Annotated in this window: 18 protein-coding genes and 2 tRNA genes; 11 read left to right on the top strand and 9 right to left on the bottom strand. The window is 42.4% G+C overall.

Features of this window, described 5'->3' with window-relative positions:
• Positions 1 to 34 precede the first annotated feature (34 nt).
• Entirely contained in the window at positions 35 to 1903 is a 1869-nt protein-coding gene (locus tag OCC_RS04540) for a hypothetical protein (RefSeq protein WP_148290406.1), read from the top strand.
• Positions 1904 to 1923: 20 nt separating this feature from the next.
• Here OCC_RS04540 and purC read toward each other — a convergent pair whose 3' ends face one another.
• The gene (purC, locus tag OCC_RS04535) at positions 1924 to 2619 is read right to left on the bottom strand and encodes a phosphoribosylaminoimidazolesuccinocarboxamide synthase (RefSeq protein WP_004067635.1); all 696 of its coding nucleotides are present in this window, start codon (positions 2617 to 2619) and stop codon (positions 1924 to 1926) included.
• Between the two features lie 160 nt (positions 2620 to 2779).
• Here purC and purF point away from each other — a divergent pair, with 160 nt between their 5' ends.
• On the top strand, positions 2780 to 4111 hold the full coding sequence (gene purF, locus OCC_RS04530; protein WP_004067637.1) for an amidophosphoribosyltransferase: 1332 nt from the start codon (positions 2780 to 2782) through the stop codon (positions 4109 to 4111).
• Here the strand turns inward: purF and fdhF are convergent.
• Positions 4074 to 6101 carry a formate dehydrogenase subunit alpha gene (gene fdhF / locus OCC_RS04525; RefSeq protein WP_048874620.1) on the bottom strand — a complete coding sequence of 676 codons (2028 nt, stop codon included), beginning with the start codon at positions 6099 to 6101 and terminating at the stop codon, positions 4074 to 4076. The two genes, purF and fdhF, sit on opposite strands and share 38 nt — an antisense overlap.
• 123 nt (positions 6102 to 6224) lie before the next feature.
• Here fdhF and OCC_RS04520 point away from each other — a divergent pair.
• The 5 genes from OCC_RS04520 (at position 6225) to OCC_RS04500 (ending at position 9635) form a co-directional block, all read left to right on the top strand.
• Positions 6225 to 6300, top strand: a tRNA-OTHER gene (locus tag OCC_RS04520).
• A gap of 77 nt (positions 6301 to 6377) precedes the next feature.
• Complete coding sequence (locus OCC_RS04515) at positions 6378 to 7148, top strand: HD domain-containing protein (protein ID WP_004067641.1); 771 nt, start codon at positions 6378 to 6380, stop codon at positions 7146 to 7148.
• The gene (locus OCC_RS04510; RefSeq protein ID WP_004067644.1) at positions 7148 to 7816 is read left to right on the top strand and encodes a DUF434 domain-containing protein; all 669 of its coding nucleotides are present in this window, start codon (positions 7148 to 7150) and stop codon (positions 7814 to 7816) included. Before OCC_RS04515 ends, OCC_RS04510 begins: the two co-directional genes overlap by 1 nt.
• Positions 7817 to 7896: 80 nt before the next feature.
• Positions 7897 to 8538, top strand: coding sequence for a DUF432 domain-containing protein (locus OCC_RS04505; RefSeq protein ID WP_004067645.1), 642 nt, complete (start codon positions 7897 to 7899; stop codon positions 8536 to 8538).
• Positions 8539 to 8540: 2 nt separating this feature from the next.
• Positions 8541 to 9635: a mechanosensitive ion channel family protein gene (locus tag OCC_RS04500; protein WP_004067646.1), complete on the top strand. Its 1095-nt coding sequence runs from the start codon at positions 8541 to 8543 to the stop codon at positions 9633 to 9635.
• Here OCC_RS04500 and OCC_RS04495 read toward each other — a convergent pair.
• The 4 genes from OCC_RS04495 to dph2 are packed head-to-tail and all read right to left on the bottom strand — an operon-like array spanning position 9632 to position 13013.
• Positions 9632 to 10960, bottom strand: coding sequence for an RsmB/NOP family class I SAM-dependent RNA methyltransferase (locus OCC_RS04495; protein ID WP_004067647.1), 1329 nt, complete (start codon positions 10958 to 10960; stop codon positions 9632 to 9634). The genes OCC_RS04500 and OCC_RS04495 overlap by 4 nt on opposite strands.
• Before the next feature lies 1 nt (position 10961).
• Entirely contained in the window at positions 10962 to 11570 is a 609-nt protein-coding gene (locus OCC_RS04490; protein ID WP_004067648.1) for an METTL5 family protein, read from the bottom strand.
• Positions 11571 to 11578: 8 nt separating this feature from the next.
• Positions 11579 to 11953, bottom strand: a complete 375-nt coding sequence (locus OCC_RS04485) for a hypothetical protein (RefSeq protein ID WP_004067649.1) — start codon at positions 11951 to 11953, stop codon at positions 11579 to 11581.
• 22 nt (positions 11954 to 11975) lie between these two features.
• Positions 11976 to 13013 (bottom strand): diphthamide biosynthesis enzyme Dph2, encoded by a 1038-nt coding sequence (gene dph2 / locus OCC_RS04480; RefSeq protein WP_004067650.1) that lies wholly within the window; start codon positions 13011 to 13013, stop codon positions 11976 to 11978.
• 84 nt (positions 13014 to 13097) lie between these two features.
• Between dph2 and OCC_RS04475 the strand changes: the two genes are divergently transcribed.
• On the top strand, positions 13098 to 14198 hold the full coding sequence (locus tag OCC_RS04475; RefSeq protein WP_004067651.1) for a DUF3887 domain-containing protein: 1101 nt from the start codon (positions 13098 to 13100) through the stop codon (positions 14196 to 14198).
• Entirely contained in the window at positions 14188 to 14535 is a 348-nt protein-coding gene (locus tag OCC_RS04470) for a PadR family transcriptional regulator (protein ID WP_004067652.1), read from the top strand. The genes OCC_RS04475 and OCC_RS04470 overlap by 11 nt, the downstream gene beginning before the upstream one ends.
• A gap of 213 nt (positions 14536 to 14748) precedes the next feature.
• Here OCC_RS04470 and hisS read toward each other — a convergent pair whose 3' ends face one another.
• Positions 14749 to 16053, bottom strand: coding sequence for a histidine--tRNA ligase (gene hisS, locus OCC_RS04465; protein WP_004067657.1), 1305 nt, complete (start codon positions 16051 to 16053; stop codon positions 14749 to 14751).
• A gap of 33 nt (positions 16054 to 16086) precedes the next feature.
• Entirely contained in the window at positions 16087 to 16701 is a 615-nt protein-coding gene (locus OCC_RS04460) for a MarC family protein (protein WP_048874619.1), read from the bottom strand.
• A gap of 157 nt (positions 16702 to 16858) precedes the next feature.
• On the opposite strand from OCC_RS04460, the gene OCC_RS04455 reads away from it, so the two are divergent.
• Positions 16859 to 16936, top strand: a tRNA-Tyr gene (locus OCC_RS04455).
• 8 nt (positions 16937 to 16944) lie between these two features.
• Here the strand turns inward: OCC_RS04455 and OCC_RS04450 are convergent.
• Positions 16945 to 17130 carry a hypothetical protein gene (locus OCC_RS04450; RefSeq protein ID WP_004067661.1) on the bottom strand — a complete coding sequence of 62 codons (186 nt, stop codon included), beginning with the start codon at positions 17128 to 17130 and terminating at the stop codon, positions 16945 to 16947.
• Between the two features lie 89 nt (positions 17131 to 17219).
• On the opposite strand from OCC_RS04450, the gene OCC_RS04445 reads away from it, so the two are divergent.
• Positions 17220 to 18251, top strand: a complete 1032-nt coding sequence (locus tag OCC_RS04445; RefSeq protein WP_020953656.1) for a transglutaminase-like domain-containing protein — start codon at positions 17220 to 17222, stop codon at positions 18249 to 18251.
• Positions 18252 to 18268 lie beyond the last annotated feature (17 nt).

Below are 18268 nucleotides of genomic sequence, written 5' to 3'. Positions count from 1 at the left end.
AATCTTTTTATTCACAGAAGACATACTAAGCATAATGAGCGATAACAAATGGAGATATAGAGCAACTGTTTCATTCGTGGTCATAATACTCCTGATAGTTGCAATTCTCATTAAAATGATACCTATTGACAATGAATTTGTGAAATCTGGAACATTAAAATATTTAGGAAGCGCCATAATCCAAGCCTTTGCTGCATTGATTGCAATCCCATTTGCATTTTATGCTTCGTATCTTCACAATAAATATGGGCATGCAGGACTTCAATTTGCGGTGGGTAGAGTTAGGAAATACGTATTTCCCTTATTTGCATCCCTCTCTATACTCTCGGTTTTGCTTATTATGTATCCATATTATCAGGATATAGCAAATTTTGAAGTTAGATATAATTACATCCTCCTTCGGATATTACTATTTGCGGAATTTTTTGTGTCGGCATTGTTATTAGCTATAATTTACCGTCATTTAATAGAAGTCATGAGTGTCACCCCCTCAAAACTTGCCCAAGAGATAATAAACAAGAACAAGAAAGAGAACAAAGGTAATTCTCCCCGTATTGAGGAAGTAGTTAACAAATTCAAGGCAATATCCAACTTGCTGATCATGTCTCTAAAAGACACAACATTACAGCACGAATCGGAGGAAGTGCTTAAACAATTATTAAAGCTTACAGAAGAATACAATCCTCAGGAAAATTTGGAACCTTCTGAAGAAATTAACTCCCTTATCCAGATATTTGAAATGACAGATCTTATAATAGGAACATTAGAAGATACTGGACCAGTACTTCCTCAAGATTCAATTGAAACTCTCGTTAAAAGCTTAAGCAAAATCTACATTGGGTTATTTAAAAGACATCAGGAAGAGCTGTCTGATATAAACTTGGATAACTTTACGGTGGAAAGAATTTTCAGGTTACACAGGATATTTTACGGCATAATCACGAGGTTAAGCATGATATATTCTAAAAACTTTTACAAGGTATATTACGGGATTCTTAGGAATATACTTAGGCAAGAGAAAGTGCCAACAGAGCTCACTTCATTGCTAGTAGAGGAAACTCTAAAATATCTTGAGCATTCTACATATCTCGATCAAAAAGAATCTTTCCTCCAAGCTCCCAGAACATCGGCTGCAGTTTCAGGTATAGATTTCATTTTTGAGCTTTTGGACGAGCTAAAAGAAGAAGAGTTGTCCCAGCTATTGAGGAGTTCAATGAAAGATTTTACAGAAATTATACGGATGATTAAGCGGTTATTGCTTCCACCTGTGACTACGTCTTCAACACTATTCCTCCCTGGTTTTGAGACAAAAGCGCCAATTCACATCGATGACAAGAATGCCATATTTAATGTGCTTTATGCTTGGACAAAATGTATTTTGTCTTTAAGTGAAAAAATTGTTGGGTTCGACCAAGACAAGCAAGATTGGCGTCATGATTCCGCGGTTGAGTCTTTTGAGGAACTTTCTGATCATGCTCAAGAAGTAGAAACCTCCTTTGCAGAACCAATTACAAAAATGCAAAGACAACTGGAAGAAAATTTAAAAGCAATCACGGAAGCACTAAAACCCACCATTGAAGCACAAAGGCAATTACAAGAAAATCTGAAACCTCTCATAGAGGCAGGGTATTCCTCAAAATTCTTTAGATCACTCCTAAAACCGCCAGAAAATGTCGATTATACAGAGGATATAGAGGGTCTAGTAAGGTTTCTCATTGAAGAGGTTGTTGAATTGTATGAAACATTCGAATGCAGTCTTCAATTTGATTTTGAATCTAATATAGTAACCCTATGGGTCAAAAAATTTGGAATGGGAAAAACTATCGGTCTTGATCCTGAAAAAATCGATGAGATATACGATCATTTGCAAGATACCAGACTACAAAGCTTCATAAAAAAATAGTTAGGAAGTAGTAGGAAAGCTCAGAAAGTGCCAGTTATGCGTCTGTAAATCTTCTCATACGCCGATATTAAATCTCCCTTGTTAAAACGGAACACATCTTTGTCTAAACTTTCTTTTGTCTTTGCATCCCAGAAGCGGCAGGTATCTGGACTTATCTCGTCTGCAAGGATTATCTCGCCTTTCTCGTTTTTACCAAATTCGAGCTTAAAATCTACCAATAAAATTCCTCTTTCTTTGAAATATTCTTGTAAAATCTCGTTAACTTTGAGTGCTATCTTTTCCATCTCTTTAATCTCTTTTTCATCTATACCGAGAATTTTTGCATGATAATAGTTTATCATTGGATCTCCAAGGTCATCGTTTTTGTAGTAAAGTTCTATTATAGGCTCTGGAAGTTCAGAGCCCTCTTCTAGGGGGATTCTCTTTTTCAAACTCCCAGCAACTACATTCCTAACAACAACTTCGACGGGAAACATTTGAAGTTTTTCTACGATAAGCCTGTTGTCGCCAGCAACACCTATGAAATGAGTTTTTATGCCCTTCTCTTCCAAGATCTTGAAAAGGAGAGCACTTATTTGAGCGTTAAGCCATCCTTTGCCCTTGAATTGTGCCTTTTTTTCTCCATTAAAAGCTGTAGCATCGTCCTTGAACTCCATTATTATTTTTCCATCATCCATAGGCATCATTTTCTTCGCTTTCCCTTCATAAACTTCCATTTGCATCACCATATTTATGTAAAATTTTAGAATATTTAAGTTTTATTTTGTCATTTTTATGTTAATATATGGGCAAAGTTTTTAAGTTAAGAGTGGTAAGTTACATTGGAATATTTGCGATTAATTAACATTTAAAAGTCAAGGATTCACGGGGAAGGCTATGAGAGAAAAATGCGGAATCTTTGCAACCAAGGCAGAGAACGCTTCTAGAAAAGCGTATTATGCTCTCATGGCTCTTCAGCATAGGGGGCAAGAGAGTGCGGGAATAAGCGTATGGAAACATAAAATAAGAACCCTATCTGGTAGAGGATTGGTTTCAGAGGTTTTTCGGGGCAGTGAGCTTGCAAGGCTTAGGTCAAACATGGCCATAGCTCATGTTCGCTACTCAACATCAGGTTCTCTTAATGAGACTCAACCCTTACAAACTTTTTGTTGTGGAAAAGAAATCGCTGTGGCACACAATGGGACTCTCACGAATTTCATACCCTTGAAGGGGGAATATGAAAAGAGGGGAGTAAAGTTCAGGCATTCTGTTGATTCGGAGCTTTTAGGAATATCTTTTCTCTGGCACCTGAAGGAAACTGGTGACGAATTCGAAGCCATGAAAGCGGTTTTTAATGAGGTTAAAGGGGCTTATTCTGTGGCTTTTCTTTTTAATGGCAAAATATTGGTTGCTAGAGACCCCCTCGGCTTTAGACCCCTCAGCTATGGCATAGGGGATGGTCACTATTTTGCTTCCGAAGATTCTGCGTTGAGGCTTTTTGTAGATGAAATTAGGGATATAAAGCCTGGGGAGGTGTTTTTGATTTCTGAAGATGTTGAGAGTAAAGTTTTAGTTAATGAGAGCCATTATCATTGTGTTTTTGAGTACATCTACTTTGCGAGGCCAGATAGTGTTCTTGATGGAGTGAGTGTTTATAAAGCAAGGGTTAAGATGGGGCAGGAACTTGCACGTGAGAGTCCTGCAAGTGCTGACGTTGTCATTCCAGTGCCAGATTCGGGAAGAGCAGCTGCATTAGGCTTTTCCCAGGTGAGCGGGATTCCATATGCTGAAGGCTTGATAAAAAACCGTTATATTGGGAGGACCTTTATAATGCCTGGCCAATTCTACAGGGAGTTAAAAGTAAAGCTCAAACTTTCTCCTGTTAGGGATATTATTGATGGAAAGCGTGTTGTTATTGTAGATGATTCCATAGTGAGGGGCACTACAATGAAAAGGATAGTAGCGATGTTACGGAATGCCGGTGCAAGAGAAGTGCATGTAAGAATAGCCTCTCCCCCTATAAAACATCCTTGCTATATGGGAATAGACATTCCGACCAGACATGAGTTGATAGCAGCTTTTGGGGGCATAGAGAAGGTTAGAAAAGTAATTGGAGCGGATAGTTTGTCTTATCTTACTGTTGAGGGTCTAAAAAAAGCTGTAGGAAAAAGAGATCTCTGCCTAGCATGCCTTACGGGTAATTATCCTGAGTGGGCCTTTCGGTTTTAAGTTTTCTTATTCTTGCAGCTGAAAATTTAAGTTCCGGTGTTCCTGCTTTGTTAAGAGCACTGTTGGTGAGTTTATTTGCTTTAAAGTGAAAGGGAATTGCTATAACTCCTTCCCTAATTTTTCCAATTTCGGCCTTTATTCTAATTTTCCCACGTCTTGTTGCAATTTCTATTAAATCACCTGCCTTTATTCTCAGTCTTCTTGCGTCATTCTCGCTTATCACGGCTTTTGGTTCTCCCATAAGTTTGACCAGGGAAGGACTTCTCAGTGCCATCTCCCCAGTGTTGTAGTTATTTATGAGCCTAATTGTTGTTAGAGCAAAGGGATAATCGTTGTTGGTATTCTCCCATGGAAAAATCCGTTCCACAGCAACGAATCGGGCTTTCCCATTGGGCATTGCGAATTCCCATGTGTGAAGTCTTTTCTTTGGGAGGAATATTCCATCGCTCTCTTTAAGTTCTTTTATATCTCTTTCCTCAAGTTCAGGAAACAAACGAAAATATTCTTCTGTTATTTCCTCTACAGAGGAATAGTTGAACCCAGGCAAGTCCAAAGCTTTTCCAAGCATTGTGAATATCTCCCAATCTGGTTTGGAATCTCCCAAGGGTTCCATGACTTTTTCACTCCATTGAATTCTACGTTCACTGTTCATATACGAGCCTTCCTTTTCACAGAAACTCGAGGCAGGGAGGAGATAATGAGCATAACGGGCTGTTTGTGTCATGAACAAATCCTGCACAACTAATAAGTCTAGCTTTTTAAGGGCCTTCCTAACCCGAGCGAAGTTGGCTTCACTAACGGCTGGGTTCTCTCCAACAATGTAAAGAGCCATTAAATCTCCCCGTTCAATTGCATCCCAGAGTTCCGTAAGGTATAACCCTCTTTCTGTTGGAAGGTCGTTGACGCCCCAAAGAGAAGCAACCCTTTTTCTGAACTTTTCATCATCGAGTGGAATATAACCGGGCAAGAACTCGCTAAGAGCCCCCATATATGCCGCTCCTTGAACGTTGTTCTGCCCTCGCATTGGATATAATCCCCCTCTCTCACCTATGTAGCCTAAGAGGAGGGCAAGGTCTACTATTGCTAGAACGTTTTCGACCCCAGAGACATGTTGTGTTACCCCCATCCCCCACATAATTGCTCCACTGCCTGCTAGGGCAAATTCTCTTGCAACTTCTCGTATAAGGGAGGCAGCAATTCCAGTAACTCTTTCTGCGTATTCGGGGGTGTATTTCATAGTGGCCATTCTAATTTCTGAAAATCCTGTTGTTCTTTTTTTGATGAAATCTTCGTTGTAAAGCTCTTCTTTAATTATAACGTGCATAATGGAATTGGCAAGGACTACATCGGTTCCAGGCTTTATTATAAGTTTGTAATCCGCAAAACGCATTGTGAGGGTCTCACGAACATCGATGACAAGTATCTTTGTACCTCTCTCTTTTGCCTTTCTTATGTAGTCTACAACGACTGGATGTGTCTCTGCAGGATTGTAACCCCAGATAATTATGACCCCAAATTTTTCCAAGTCTTCATATGGGTTTGTTTGGGCTCCTGTTCCGAGTGTCATTTTAAGTGCATGAACACTGGCTTCATGGCAAAGCCTGGCACAGTTGTCTATGTTATTGGTTCCAAAGAGCCTCGCTATCTTTTGTAGAAGATAGTTTTCTTCGTTGCTAGTCTTTGAGGAAGCTATAAAAGCAACAGCATCGGGGCCATAAAACTCTCTTATCTCAAGGAGTTTATGAGAGATTTCATCGATCGCTTGCCCCCAAGTTATAGGCTTTAAGGTATTTTTTTCTCGTTTCAGAGGCTTTTTGATCCTATCCTTTGAGAGGGCGAATTCCATAGCGTAGAGACCTTTGGGGCATATTCTTCCTTTATTTGGTTCTCCCTTGTAGGGCCTAACTGTTAGTGTCTGAGGATCGATGATGAGCTTGCATCCAAAACCGCAGTAAGGACATACGACTTTCACTTTATCACCTATGTACACTTAAATGGCAAAAATAAAAACATTTCTATAAAAAATTTACATATAAATGGCAATAAAATGGTTCTGAAAAGTTATTAAGTGGGTAAGATTTATAAATACCCTGCTTAATTTAACATCGGGCGCAGCCCCGTGGTGTAGCGGCCAAGCATGCGGGACTNTGGATCCCGCGACCGGGGTTCGAATCCCCGCGGGGCTACCAAATCCAGGGCTCCAGAGCAAACCTTTTTTAAAAACCTTTAAATTCAACAAGTCCCTTCTATATCGGGAGGTGAAAAAATGTATACTGAAGAGCAACTTTTGAGTGAAATAAAAGAGCTTTTGGAAAATGATGAACTTTACGCCCTCTACGAGGACACTTACCAGAAGTATAAGTACTATTTCGACACAACGAACTACATAGTTCTTAACGTTTATCAGTTCAACGACCACGGTGCGATACACGTTCTCCTGACCACAAGGCGGGCCCTTGAAGTTCTGAAAATCCTTAAAAAATTTGGAATTGAAACAACAGCTGAAAAGCTGGGAAAGCCCTTTGATTGGAGCAAATTTATTGTTTCTTTTGGAGCTCTTTTCCATGATATCGGGAATATGATTCACAGGGACAACCACTACCAGTTCAGCGTTCTTCTTGCCGGGCCCATAATAGATGAGCTTGCCAAAAAGTTTGAGAAAAAAGATTGGCTGCTTTTGAAGGCGTTGACCTTAAACGCTATTTACACTCACGATGAGGCTGTTTCATGCACTACTATTGAAGGAAGTTGCGTAACGATAGCTGATGGCTGTGATATGGAAGAAGGGAGAAGCAGACTTGCATATAAAAAAGATAAGGTTGACATCCATGCCGTTTCGGCCCTAGCCATTGACAAAGTTGAAATAAAAGAAGGCGACGAAGACACCCCTATCCTTGTGGAGGTGTGGATGAAGCACCTTGCCGGAATTTTTCAGGTTGACGAGATACTCACAAAGAAAGTTAAGAGCTCCCTCTTGAGCGGGAAAGTTAAAATTAGGATACACGCAGGAGAAGAGACCTTGGAAAAGGTGGTTTGATGTCTTCTCTCCTTTTAGCTTATGAGGATTTGAAATACCTCCTGAACAGGGGTTACAGAAAGAAGTATGCCCTTGAGTTTGTTGCCAACCACTACCGGCTTTCCCAAAAAGAGAGACACTTTTTATTCAGATGCGTCTTTTCGGATAGGGAAATTGAAGAAAGAAAAGCCAAGCTTCTCCAGCCGGGACACTTGAAGGGAAAAATCCTTGGGATTGATGGCTTCAACGTGTTGATAACCCTTGAGTCCCTTCTTGAGGGAAAAGCCATTTTATGCGAGGATGGACTTTTGAGGGATCTCAAACTTCAGGGAGGGTATAAAATAAGCTCAAGAACTTTGCAAACGTTGAGTCTTCTAATGGATTTCCTAAAAACTTTGGACTTAAAGGAAGTTTGGTTTTTGTATGATGCACCTGTGAGTAAAAGCGGTAAGGTTGCCGAGCTCACCAGAGAGCTTTTAAATAAATATGGTGTCTCTGGAAAAGTCAAGTTATCTAAGGTTCCAGACTATGATTTGAAAGCTTTCGAGGTTGTGGCCAGTTCAGATATAGGTATAGTCGAAAAAGTTCCCTTTGTAGTGGATTTACCCCAAATGATAGCCGAAAAGAGAGGATTGAAGTACTCATACTTCGTTGAGATTTTAAAAAATCCGAAACTATTAGGGTTTTAGCTTTTGAACATTGGAAAGTAAAACCCTTGAGGAAATTCGAATAAAGCAAAGTTTATATCTTCTCTTCCCTATTTTCTCATATGTTTGGAGAGCACGAGCTGAAGACCCAGTTCATAAGGATTGCTGACAAAAAGATTCACCTTCTTGAAGAGAAAGGAGGCATAATCAGGTACAGGCGGGAGAATGTAGAAAAGCTCATCAAAAACAGCGGAGAGAAGCTTAAGGTTCTCCCTTCTCCAGCCCTAGGTTATGGTGTGAGACTTCTTATGGTGAAGTTCAAGGAGCCCCTTGTGATACCTCCGAGAGATTCTATAACAGGATTTGTTGAGGCTCCCGTGGAAATAGATGTCAAAGTTGGCGATTTAACCATAGATCACTTCATAGTTGGAAAAGAGAAGTACGCCCTCTACGGCACGTTGGAGGCGGGTGTAATCTGCCGCTATCACGTCAGTTCCTTTTACACGGAGGAGCCGGAGTCAATAGGGATGGCAAAGCTCATAGTTTCCAACCCATCACCCGAGTGGAAATCCCTTGAGAGGGTCGTGATCCCAATAAGAGGGACTTCCATGTACTACGAGAGCACAAAGGCCTACTATCCCCTCCTAGTCGTTACAATCAAAAACCACAATCCCGAAGTAAACAACACAGGAAAACCGCCCAAAGAAGGTTTGAGCGCCGTTGGAGAAGGCTTATCATTGCCAAACTTCCTTATGAGGTGGTGAGAATGAACATAACAAATTCAACTTCCTTCTGGGAGCATGGAGCTCTTGGGCAGAAACTCTTCCTCACCCTAACTCTAGGTGCGGTTGTAAAAGCAGCTCTAATTCTTGTAACAGGCCTTATACTAGCAAAGGCCCTCAAAAGGTACCTCCTGAACCTCTCAAGGAGCACCAAATACGTGTGGATAATCAACGAGGACACAGCATCAACGCTTCACAATTTAATAGTGGTTATAGCTCTCGTTTACACTTTTGATGCTCTTGGGGTACTATCCCTTGAGATTGCAGGGACCAGCATAAGCAATCTTCTCACTGCGTTTCTGGTCTTTTACTTCTCTTACCTCCTTGCCAAGAAGTCAAAGGATTACATGATAATCCGTTCTTCAAAGCAGAAGCTCCCGGAGGTTCAGGTCAAGGCGAAGCTCTTCTATTATATTATAATCACCCTTGCTTTCTTCCTCGCCCTCAATATTGCTGGTTTCACTGGTAGGCTGACCACTCTCCTAGCAGCGGCTGGGATAACGGGTATCGTTCTCGGTTTTGCCTCTCAAACCGTTGTGGCCAACTTCATCTCTGGCATATTCATGTACTTTGACAAGCCCCTCAAGATAGGTGATCCCGTTGAGGTTGCGGGCTATTCGGGCGTTGTCCACGACATAAGGATACTCTCCACCAGAATAAGAACGTGGGATGGTCTCCTCGTGAGGATTCCAAACGAGAAGCTCTTCAACAGCGAGATAAAGAACCTCCAGAAGTATCCAGCGAGGAGAGTTGACATAGTGGTTGGCATAGCCTACAAGGAAGATGCTCAGAAAGCGATAGACGTCATAAAGAAGACCCTTGACGAGATGCCCTATGTTTTGGCGGAGCCAGAACCGATGATCTTCGTTGACAACCTTGGAGACAACAGCGTCAATATAGCGGTAAGGGCATGGGCACCGAGCGAGAAATGGTTCGACGTTAGGATAGAGATAGTCCAGAAAGTTAAAAAGGCCCTCGACGAAGCCGGAATAGAGATACCGTTCCCGCAGAGGGTAAACTGGTTCGCAGAGGAACTGAGGGTGAAGATAGAGGAGAACTCAAAAGGAGAGAGCTCTTAACTCCTTTTCTTTTCTATCAGTGCGTAGAAGAAACCAATGGTCTTGTGCCTATGGGGCCAGGCCCTCATCGTTCCCTCCAAAAACCCTGGGTCATAGGGGCCGTTTAGAGGAATTAATTTAGCATCCGAGTGTCTCTCAAGGAACCACTTAATCACTTCCTCGTTTTCCTCTGGTAGCATGGAGCAGGTGGAGTAAAGGAGCCTTCCCCCAGGTTTTAAAAGCTTCCAAGCACTCTCTATGAGCTCCTTCTGAAGGGTTACCACCTTGGGGATGTTCTTCTCCCGGAGGCGCCACCTGAGCTCGGGGTTTTTCGCTATTGTCCCATCGCTGGTGCACGGGGCATCAAGCATTACTTTATCGGCAATTTCCTCGCCGAGCAGCTCGGGAGCTTTTCTCCCGTCGGCTTTGATAACCTCTGCAATCTCAACCCCCGTCCTCCTCAGGACTTCCTTCATGCGCTTTATTCTAGTTTTATCAACATCGAAAGCATAGATTTTACCTTTGTTTTCCATCAGCTCTGCCATGTGGCTCGTCTTTCCTCCAGGAGCTGCCGCTAAATCAACGACGGTCTCTCCTGGCTTTGGAGAAAGAATGAGGGAGGCAACAGCGGAAGCTTCCTCCTGCGCTATGGCATAACCCTTATTGAAGAGCCATTCGGGATTGAAGGGGTCGAGGATTCTGATTACGGTCTCGACTCTATTGCTCCTCTCGAAGCGGACGCCTTTCTTCCTTAGGTGGTTTTCTACATCTCCAACGCTCGTTTTGATGAGGTTCGCCCTTATGCTCGTCGGAAGAGTTTCGTTTAGCGCCTTTAGGAGTTCTTCAGCTTCCTCTCCAAGCAACGCTTTCATCCTCGCTATGAACCACTCCGGGAAGAGATACTCCCACTTGAGTCTTTTTTCCTCCGTGTCGAGCTTTGGTATATAGTTGATGACCTTTGGGAAAAGTTCGTAGTAGTAATAGCCCACGTATGGGTGAGTTCTTTTCGAGAGGAACTTAGCCAAGCCTTTGAGATGCTGGATGGTTTTCTCATTTGGGTTTCTGAAAACTGCAATCTCAATGGCTACCCTTAAAGTGGCCCTTAGCCAGGGATCAAGGATGAGAGGAGAAACACCTACGAGTTCTTCAATGATCTCGTCTATCAAGCCGAGGCGCCTCTGGATAGAGTAGAAAATACCGGTGAGCTTTGAGTTTTCCCAGCCTTCTATTTTGTACTTTGCAAAGGCCTTTCTTTTTGCCTGTTGGCTGGGCTTTACTTCTTCTCCGAGCTTAAGAGCCTCTACCAAGGCATAGAGCTGTCTGTCACTTAGCTTTAGCTTTCCCATGTTAATCCCTCTCAAACCTATATATATCTACCAAAATCCTCTCAAGCCTTTTTCGATGAAAGAAAAACTGGGCTGGAATTTCAAAAGTGAGGGTTAAGCGGTGGGTAATTTTGAAGCCGTTGTCTTTAACAAAAGCTTCAATAAATCTCCTAACCTCTTCTTTGGCAAGATGAATGGAGTAAACCACATCACTGATTTCAAAGGCCTTTAGGAGAAAAGGTCTGTCCGCTTTTGGATTTTGGCTACCGAAAGGAGGGTTCATTATCACGGTATCAACTTTAACGTTGAAGTCTTCTACCGATGCTTCAACAAACTCTATGTTATTGATATTTAGTGCTCTCGCATTCTCCACTGCTATCTTCAGGGCTTTTTTATCTTTTTCAACTGCATAAACCTTTTTTGCTCCCATCAAGCTTGCTCCAATGCTTAGTACTCCAGTTCCGGCTCCTAAATCTGCAATAACCTTCCCTTCAATCTCGCCAAGGGAGTGGGCTAACCACAAAAGCTCCGCAGCAACGTTGCCGGGAGTTCTATACTGTTCAAGCTCGGGTTTGGGCTCTTCAAAACCTCTCAAATTTGACAGGATAATTGCAAGGTGCTTTTTCTTCATTCTACCACCTATGAGCTTGCAATATAGTGAAAGAGTTCCTCCCACGTCATGTTGAACTCGAGGCCTTTTATCCCAAAAATCGTCCCAGCTGTGGTTAATATAAACATTACCACAACTACCCCTAGAAGGAACCCAAACTCTGCCGCGAACGTTACAAGGAGTGCTTCCTTCAAGTTTAGCCTCAGCAACTTTAAAACTGTAAAAAGCACTAAAACCCCGAGAAAAAGATCTATTCCCAGGGAAACTCCAACTCCCACAATGGATATTGCCAAGATCGAATAGCTTTTCAGCTCTTTGTATGTAAAAACCTCTAATGCCGTTTTCAGGAAGAGGTAGTAAAGAACTACAAAGATGGTATAGATGATGATATCCACAAGTTGCATGAGAGAAAATTGGGAATGGGACTTATAAAGACTTTGGAAGCTTGAGGTTTACACCCATAGGTTCATCCCGCTCTCTTTTGCCTCCTATGATTTCATCGAACTCGTAATCTTCTCTCAGTCCGAGCAGAATCTCAAGCTCTCTCGGCGTAAGCACGGGCTTTCTCCAATTTTCGACATCGTCTATAGGCACTCTAGGACATGCCACAACTACGTAGGCGTCAAAGTCAAATCCTTCCAAAGCTTGGTAGTTTATGTGGTTCATAACTATCAGCTGGGCCTTTTTTCCATGCTCTTTTAGAAGTTTTACAACTCTTCTGGCTTCCCCAAGTCTCAGTTGACCTTTCTTGGTGCTTGTTATTACTCCAAACTTCTCTGCATCATAGGCTTTAGCTATCTGCGCCCAGCGTTTTCTTATCCACCTCTCTGCCTCTTTATCCATCCATATCGCATCGCCGCTGTATGGGTTTATTGCTAGAGTTGGTTTTTTTGTGGCTAAAGCAACACCAATGGGGTGAAAGTAGCCAGCCCCAATAAAAAGAATGCCATCAGCCTCCACTTTTGCCGCGGAGAAGTTACATCCCAAAACCTGACCGGGGAAGGAGACCCTTCCATCCCCTCTGCCGATTCTTACCTCAAATCCCTCATTTTCAAGGAATTCCTTTGCTTTGTTTAAGTCCTTTATGTGCTGAACTGTTGTAACCAAGGCTATTCTTTTTCCGAGCTTTCTTATCTCGGACATGTTTTTGGACAATGCCTTGATTACATCTACTTTTGCAAAAGCGGGAATGAATATTGTTGGGACTTCGAGATTAAGCACCATGTATGAATGCCCGAGATGAATTAGTGCATCACATCCGAGCATCTTTGCCTCTCTATCGGCTGGATCACAGGCCCCATAATTTATATCTCCACTTATTAAGCTCTCTATTCCATTTTCTTCAAGAAACTCTGCTAAAAACTGTGCCTCTCTCTTGAGGCCTTCTGGAGTTTGGATTAAAACTCTCTTTGTGTCCAATTCTCTCAGCTTTTCCAAAACTTCTCGCTCGTGAAGTTCGTACATGTGGTCACCATTCCATTCAAAAACGAAATTCTTTTAAAGATTTAGCTCTAACAATACCTCGAACTTCGAGGTATGGTGATGAAAATGAAAAAAATAATGGTACTCTTGGTATTCCTGATTGTTGGCACTTCTCTTATCTCAGCCGAGAGACCTTATGATAAAGCCGCAGAGGCAACTTTTGAAGCATTAAGAAGTGGTGACTACTCTATTTTGCAGCCTTACCTCGATGATGCAATGAAAGTCGCTTTTAATGAGGAAAAGTTTATGGCATTTAGAGATGACATGATCTCAAAATACGGGGAGCTTAGGAGCTACAGCTTTGTTAAAGAAGGCAAAACTTCGGGCTTTATTCTCGGCTACTATAACTTTGAATTTGAGAAGGCAAATGTTACTCTGAGGCTGGTCTTTAGGGAGGTAAATGGCGAATACCTGCTTTCCGGCATATGGATTGATGCGGTAAACTCAAGAGAAGCCGGTATTCCTTTGGGGGTTGCATTATTCTTCCCAGTTCTGGGAGGCTTTTTGGCTTTATCTACATTCTATCTATTGGGGTTTAGGAGGATAGGTGTTGCTGAGATAATTTTAGGCATCATACTGGTTGGAATAACCCTTGCCATTCAACCTCTGATACAGAATGCTCCATTTTTGGCAGTGGGCATAAGGTCGAACTCAGAAGTAGTTGCTAAAGGGACTGTCTTTGTGGTTTTTGCCTCAATATGGCTTGGATTTGTTGCTGGATTTTTCCAGGAGAGTTTGAAATATGGGCTTTCGAAGGGGAAGTATCTTAATGAAGCCCTTTTCATCGGCATTGGCTTCGGACTTGGTGAGGCAATATTAGTTCCCGCTTTACAGGCTATCCAGCTCGCTACAGTAGGGGGAGTTACCCCGAAGCTTACAACAGCTCTTGCTTCCATGCTTGAACGCTACTTGGCTACCCTTTTCCATGCCGGGACAACTGTGGTTTTGGCTTACGCATACAAGAACGGCTTTGGGAAGAAGGCCCTACTGAGTTTGAGCATTGCTCACGGCATAATAGACACCTTTGCTGCATATTATCAATTCCGCCCCTCCACAGTAGTTTTGGTTATAACTTATGGGCTCCTCTTAGCAGTTTCGCTTTTCCTGCTCCGCTATGGTTTGCCAAAAGTGAAGGAGGAGAGGGAGGAAGATAGGATTGTTTGGTGATCCAAAGAAAAAAGCATTAGAAAAATTCAGGAAGGAAATCAGAACTGGAATATATGCTTATTTGGTGCTTTCTCTCTTAAAAAAAGAGAAAACCCACGGTTATGCCTTGAGAAAAGCCCTTGAAGACCTAAGCGATGGAAAGTTTGTGCCGGGCGAGAGCACTCTTTACGGGATTCTCAAAACCCTTGAGAAGTATAAGCTTATACGAGGGGAATGGATGGAAGTCGGAGGAAGGGCAAGAAAGTATTACGAGATAACTCAAACGGGAAAAGAGGTTCTTGAAGAGCTGAGAAAAGAGATCGAACTGATGAAAGAAGTACTCGAAAAAGATTTTTGAATTTATTTCATAAAATCTCTTTTAAACCCCTTTTAGAAACTTTTGTTGGTGAGTCGAAATGCTGAGGAAACTCTTTAATCAATGGAAAGCAAAATGTCCCTTTGTTAGAGCAATAGAAAAATGGCGCCTTGAGAGGAAGAAAAACAAATTTGAAGTAAGGAAAAGGGTCAGCTAGTCGATCCTTTCATCACCCTTCAGCGACGGGTTTGCTCATCACAACATCTTTTTCACTTCTTCTACGGTATTCTCTATAGGGACTGTTCTCTGCTCTCCGCTTTCCATGTCCCTTATTGTAACTTTTCCTTCGGCTAGATCTCTCTTTCCGAGGATTATCACAACTTTTGCCCCTATGCTGTTGGCGTAGTCAAGTGCCTTACTGAGCTTTCTTCCCTGGATATCGTACTCTGCCCTTATCTTTGCCCTTCTCAGCATCTGGGTTACTTCTATAGCCTTTTTCTTTATCTCAATTTCCTTTCCTATGTACGCAACAAAGACATCGCTTCCGACTTTAAACTCTGGTAAAAGTCCTTTGCTCTCCAAGATTGGTATTAACCTCTCTATTCCGATTGCAAAACCCGTTGCTGGGGTTGGCTTTCCTCCAAAAACCTCAATTAAGTTGTCGTACCTTCCCCCACCACCTATCGATCCTATACCAAGATCATTGGGGGCTATTGCCTCAAAGACTATGCTGGTGTAGTAGTCAAACCCCCTGGCTATCCCAAAGTCTATCAACGCATAATCCTCAACACCATAGGCTTTCAGCAGTTCAAAGAGCTCTTCAATCTTCTTCAGTTCTTCTACTGCGATCTCACTTTCAAAAAGTTCATATGCCTTTGGTAAAACATCATCGGGCTTGCCCTTCAGTTCTATCAGGGTGAAGACCTTTTCTATATCCGTTTCACTGAGCCCAAACTCTTTTAGGCTCTTTATGAAGTCCTCTCTGCTCATCTTGTCCTTTTTATCTATCAGCCTCATAAGCCCAATATCATCTTTCACGCCAAGCATCTTTGCAAATTCATCCAAAAGGACTCTATCCCCTATGTTAACCGTGAATTCCCTCAAGCCAGTGTTGAGATAGCTCTCTATGAGAAGAGCAATAACCTCGGCATCCGCCTCTATGTTCGGAGATCCAATGAGCTCGACCCCAGCTTGCCAGAACTCCCTCAACCTTCCGCTCTGCGGTTCCTCATAACGGAACATGTTTGCTATGTAGTACCATCTTATCGGTTTTGGCGCAGTTTGGAAAGAATTAACGAAGAGCCTCGCAACGCTTGAAGTTAAATCCGGCCTGAGGGAAATATTCCTACCACCTTTGTCTTCAAAGGCGTATAACTGCTCAACAACTTCTTCTCCACTCCTTAATTCAAAGAGCTTTGTGTACTCGAAAGTTGGCGTGAGTATCTCTTTAAACCCATAAGCTTCAAAAACTTCCCTTATTCTCTCAAATACGTACCTTCTTTTTGCCATATCCTCTGGAAGCAAGTCTCTCGTCCCTTTAACGCGCTGGATTCTATTCATATCTCTCACCTACCAATTGAAACAAAGAGGAAGTTAAAAAGTTGTTGATGCCATGAGCTTTAGAAATATTCCTCCGATACCTTCCACCATCATTTGAGCTCCAATGGCCATTGTAAAGAGACCAATTATCCTGATAAACACACCGAGCGTTGTTTTGCTTATATTTTCGACCGCGTATAGGGTGACTAGCATTATGAGAGCTGTGGTTAATATGGCTATTACAATAGCCAAAGCAGAAACTTCTATGCCGTACTCTGCTGTTAGCGTTATTGCAGTTGTGATTGCCGCTGGACCTGCTATTAACGGCGTAGCAACCGGAACTGCCGCTAGGGCAAGGATGTTCTTTTCTTTCTTGAGGGTTACCATTCCACCGCCTTCTAATGCCTCAAGACCTATTTTGAAAAGCACAAAGCCTCCTGCAACTCTTAAAGCATTTAGATCAATGTGGAATATATCCTGGAGTATTATCTTCCCTGCCAAGGCGAATAGAATTAGGAGAAGGAATCCTATCAGGTTGGCTCTCACTATGAGCTGTTTTATGTCCTCTATGTGGAAATCTTCCCTAAGTAGGCTAACCAGAAGTATTTTATCGCTCGGGTCTATCATGATTATCATAAGCAATGCGGAGCTGAGAACTTCAGCCATCATACGCCTCGAAAGGTTTTAAGAGATGCTGTTTATAAAGTTATGCAATGATGAAACTGGCACTGGATGATTGGTGATTAGCACTCGGTTGTCTGAGCATCACAGAAAGATTTATAAACCACTTCAAGATGAGTAGTGATTGAGGGCTGGGCTGTAGGGTCCCGCGGTAGCCTAGCCTGGGAGTGGCGGCGGACTGTAGATCCGCAGGTCCCCGGTTCAAATCCGGGCCGCGGGACCACCAAAATTTTATGCACGTTTTTGCTTGATCTTCTGAAGTTCGATTCTCAAAAGCTCCACGTCCTGCAGAATTTCTTTTAAGTTCTGTTCAATATAGTTTATGCGTTCCTCAAGAATATCCAAGGCTTCTAACCTTTCTTCGATAAATTCTATTCTCTTCTGGAGCTCAGCGATTTTATTTTCCAACTCTCCCATTGACTTCCCCTTCAATAACTTCTTTTTCTCTCCTATTCAATTTTTCTCCAAGCGGAAGGTGTATAAGGAGGAGGGTGTCATTTATCATCATGGGCTCAAAGATAATTGCGATAGTTCTAGTTTTCCTCTCCATGATTAGCGGGTGTATTTCTTACCCCCGGGTATCCCCTACCGCCAATAATACTCCTACCGAGGCATGTGAGGATGCTGATTATTACTTCTTGGACTCTGCCATAGAATGCACAATAACCCCAGAAGAAATAGAAGCCCTTCTTCCAATCGCAGATGAACTAAAGGAGGGAGACATAAGAGAGGATGTGTGGAAAATCCTCGAGTGGGAGGAGAGTAAGATAGAATACGATTTTGAGAAAGCAGCCCTCCCACCTGCAAAGATAACCACTTATCCAACAGGGAAGGTGGAGATAAGCCGAGGATCAAAGATCCAAAGTCCTTCAGAAACTGTGAATCTTGGAAGGGGAATATGTACGGATTATACAGTTTTAACGCTTGCCCTGTTATTTGCAATGAACTACACTGAAGCTTACGCCCTTGAAATAAATTTCGAAAACAGCGAAACAGGCCATGCAGCCGCTTTAGTAAAGATTAATGGAAAGTTCTTCGTTCTAGATCAGAAACCTCCTGTCATGGACTTGGGGAGTTACTACCTTCACTGGAAGAAGGTTGAAGGAAAGACGATCTCAAATGCCACTCTTTATCGGGTTCTATGGGGCGATAGAGCACAGGTTGAGAAAATTGGGGTTCTCTATCCATCGGACTTCCTAGGAGAGGACTACACTTTCACGAACTTTGATGCCAACAGGCTGGCATTTGGGATCATGGAGAGAATAGAAAGTGAGTTTCCAGATCTAAAAAAAGACGAAAACCTTAAATCTGGAAAACCTATCGGATATTCCTCTGGAAAAAGGTGGCTAATGACTTTTCCAAATTTTGCCATGTATTACACTCCGGAGTTCCACGAGCAGTTTGTGGACTATATTTACTCTAACTTAAAAGATACCCCTGAAATTCTGGCGGATTTGGGGGATTACAGCTATTTCTGGGTCGATGTGAAGGCTGAAGGAGAGGACCTTAAGGTAGAGCTTGTTTTGGCAAGGAAGTGATCAAAAATCTTTTAACC

This window comes from Thermococcus litoralis DSM 5473 (genome assembly GCF_000246985.2).
GTDB classification, from domain to species: domain Archaea; phylum Methanobacteriota_B; class Thermococci; order Thermococcales; family Thermococcaceae; genus Thermococcus_A; species Thermococcus_A litoralis.
The sequence above is the reverse complement of the archived record's forward strand: the minus strand, read 5'-3'. Positions and strand labels throughout refer to the sequence as shown.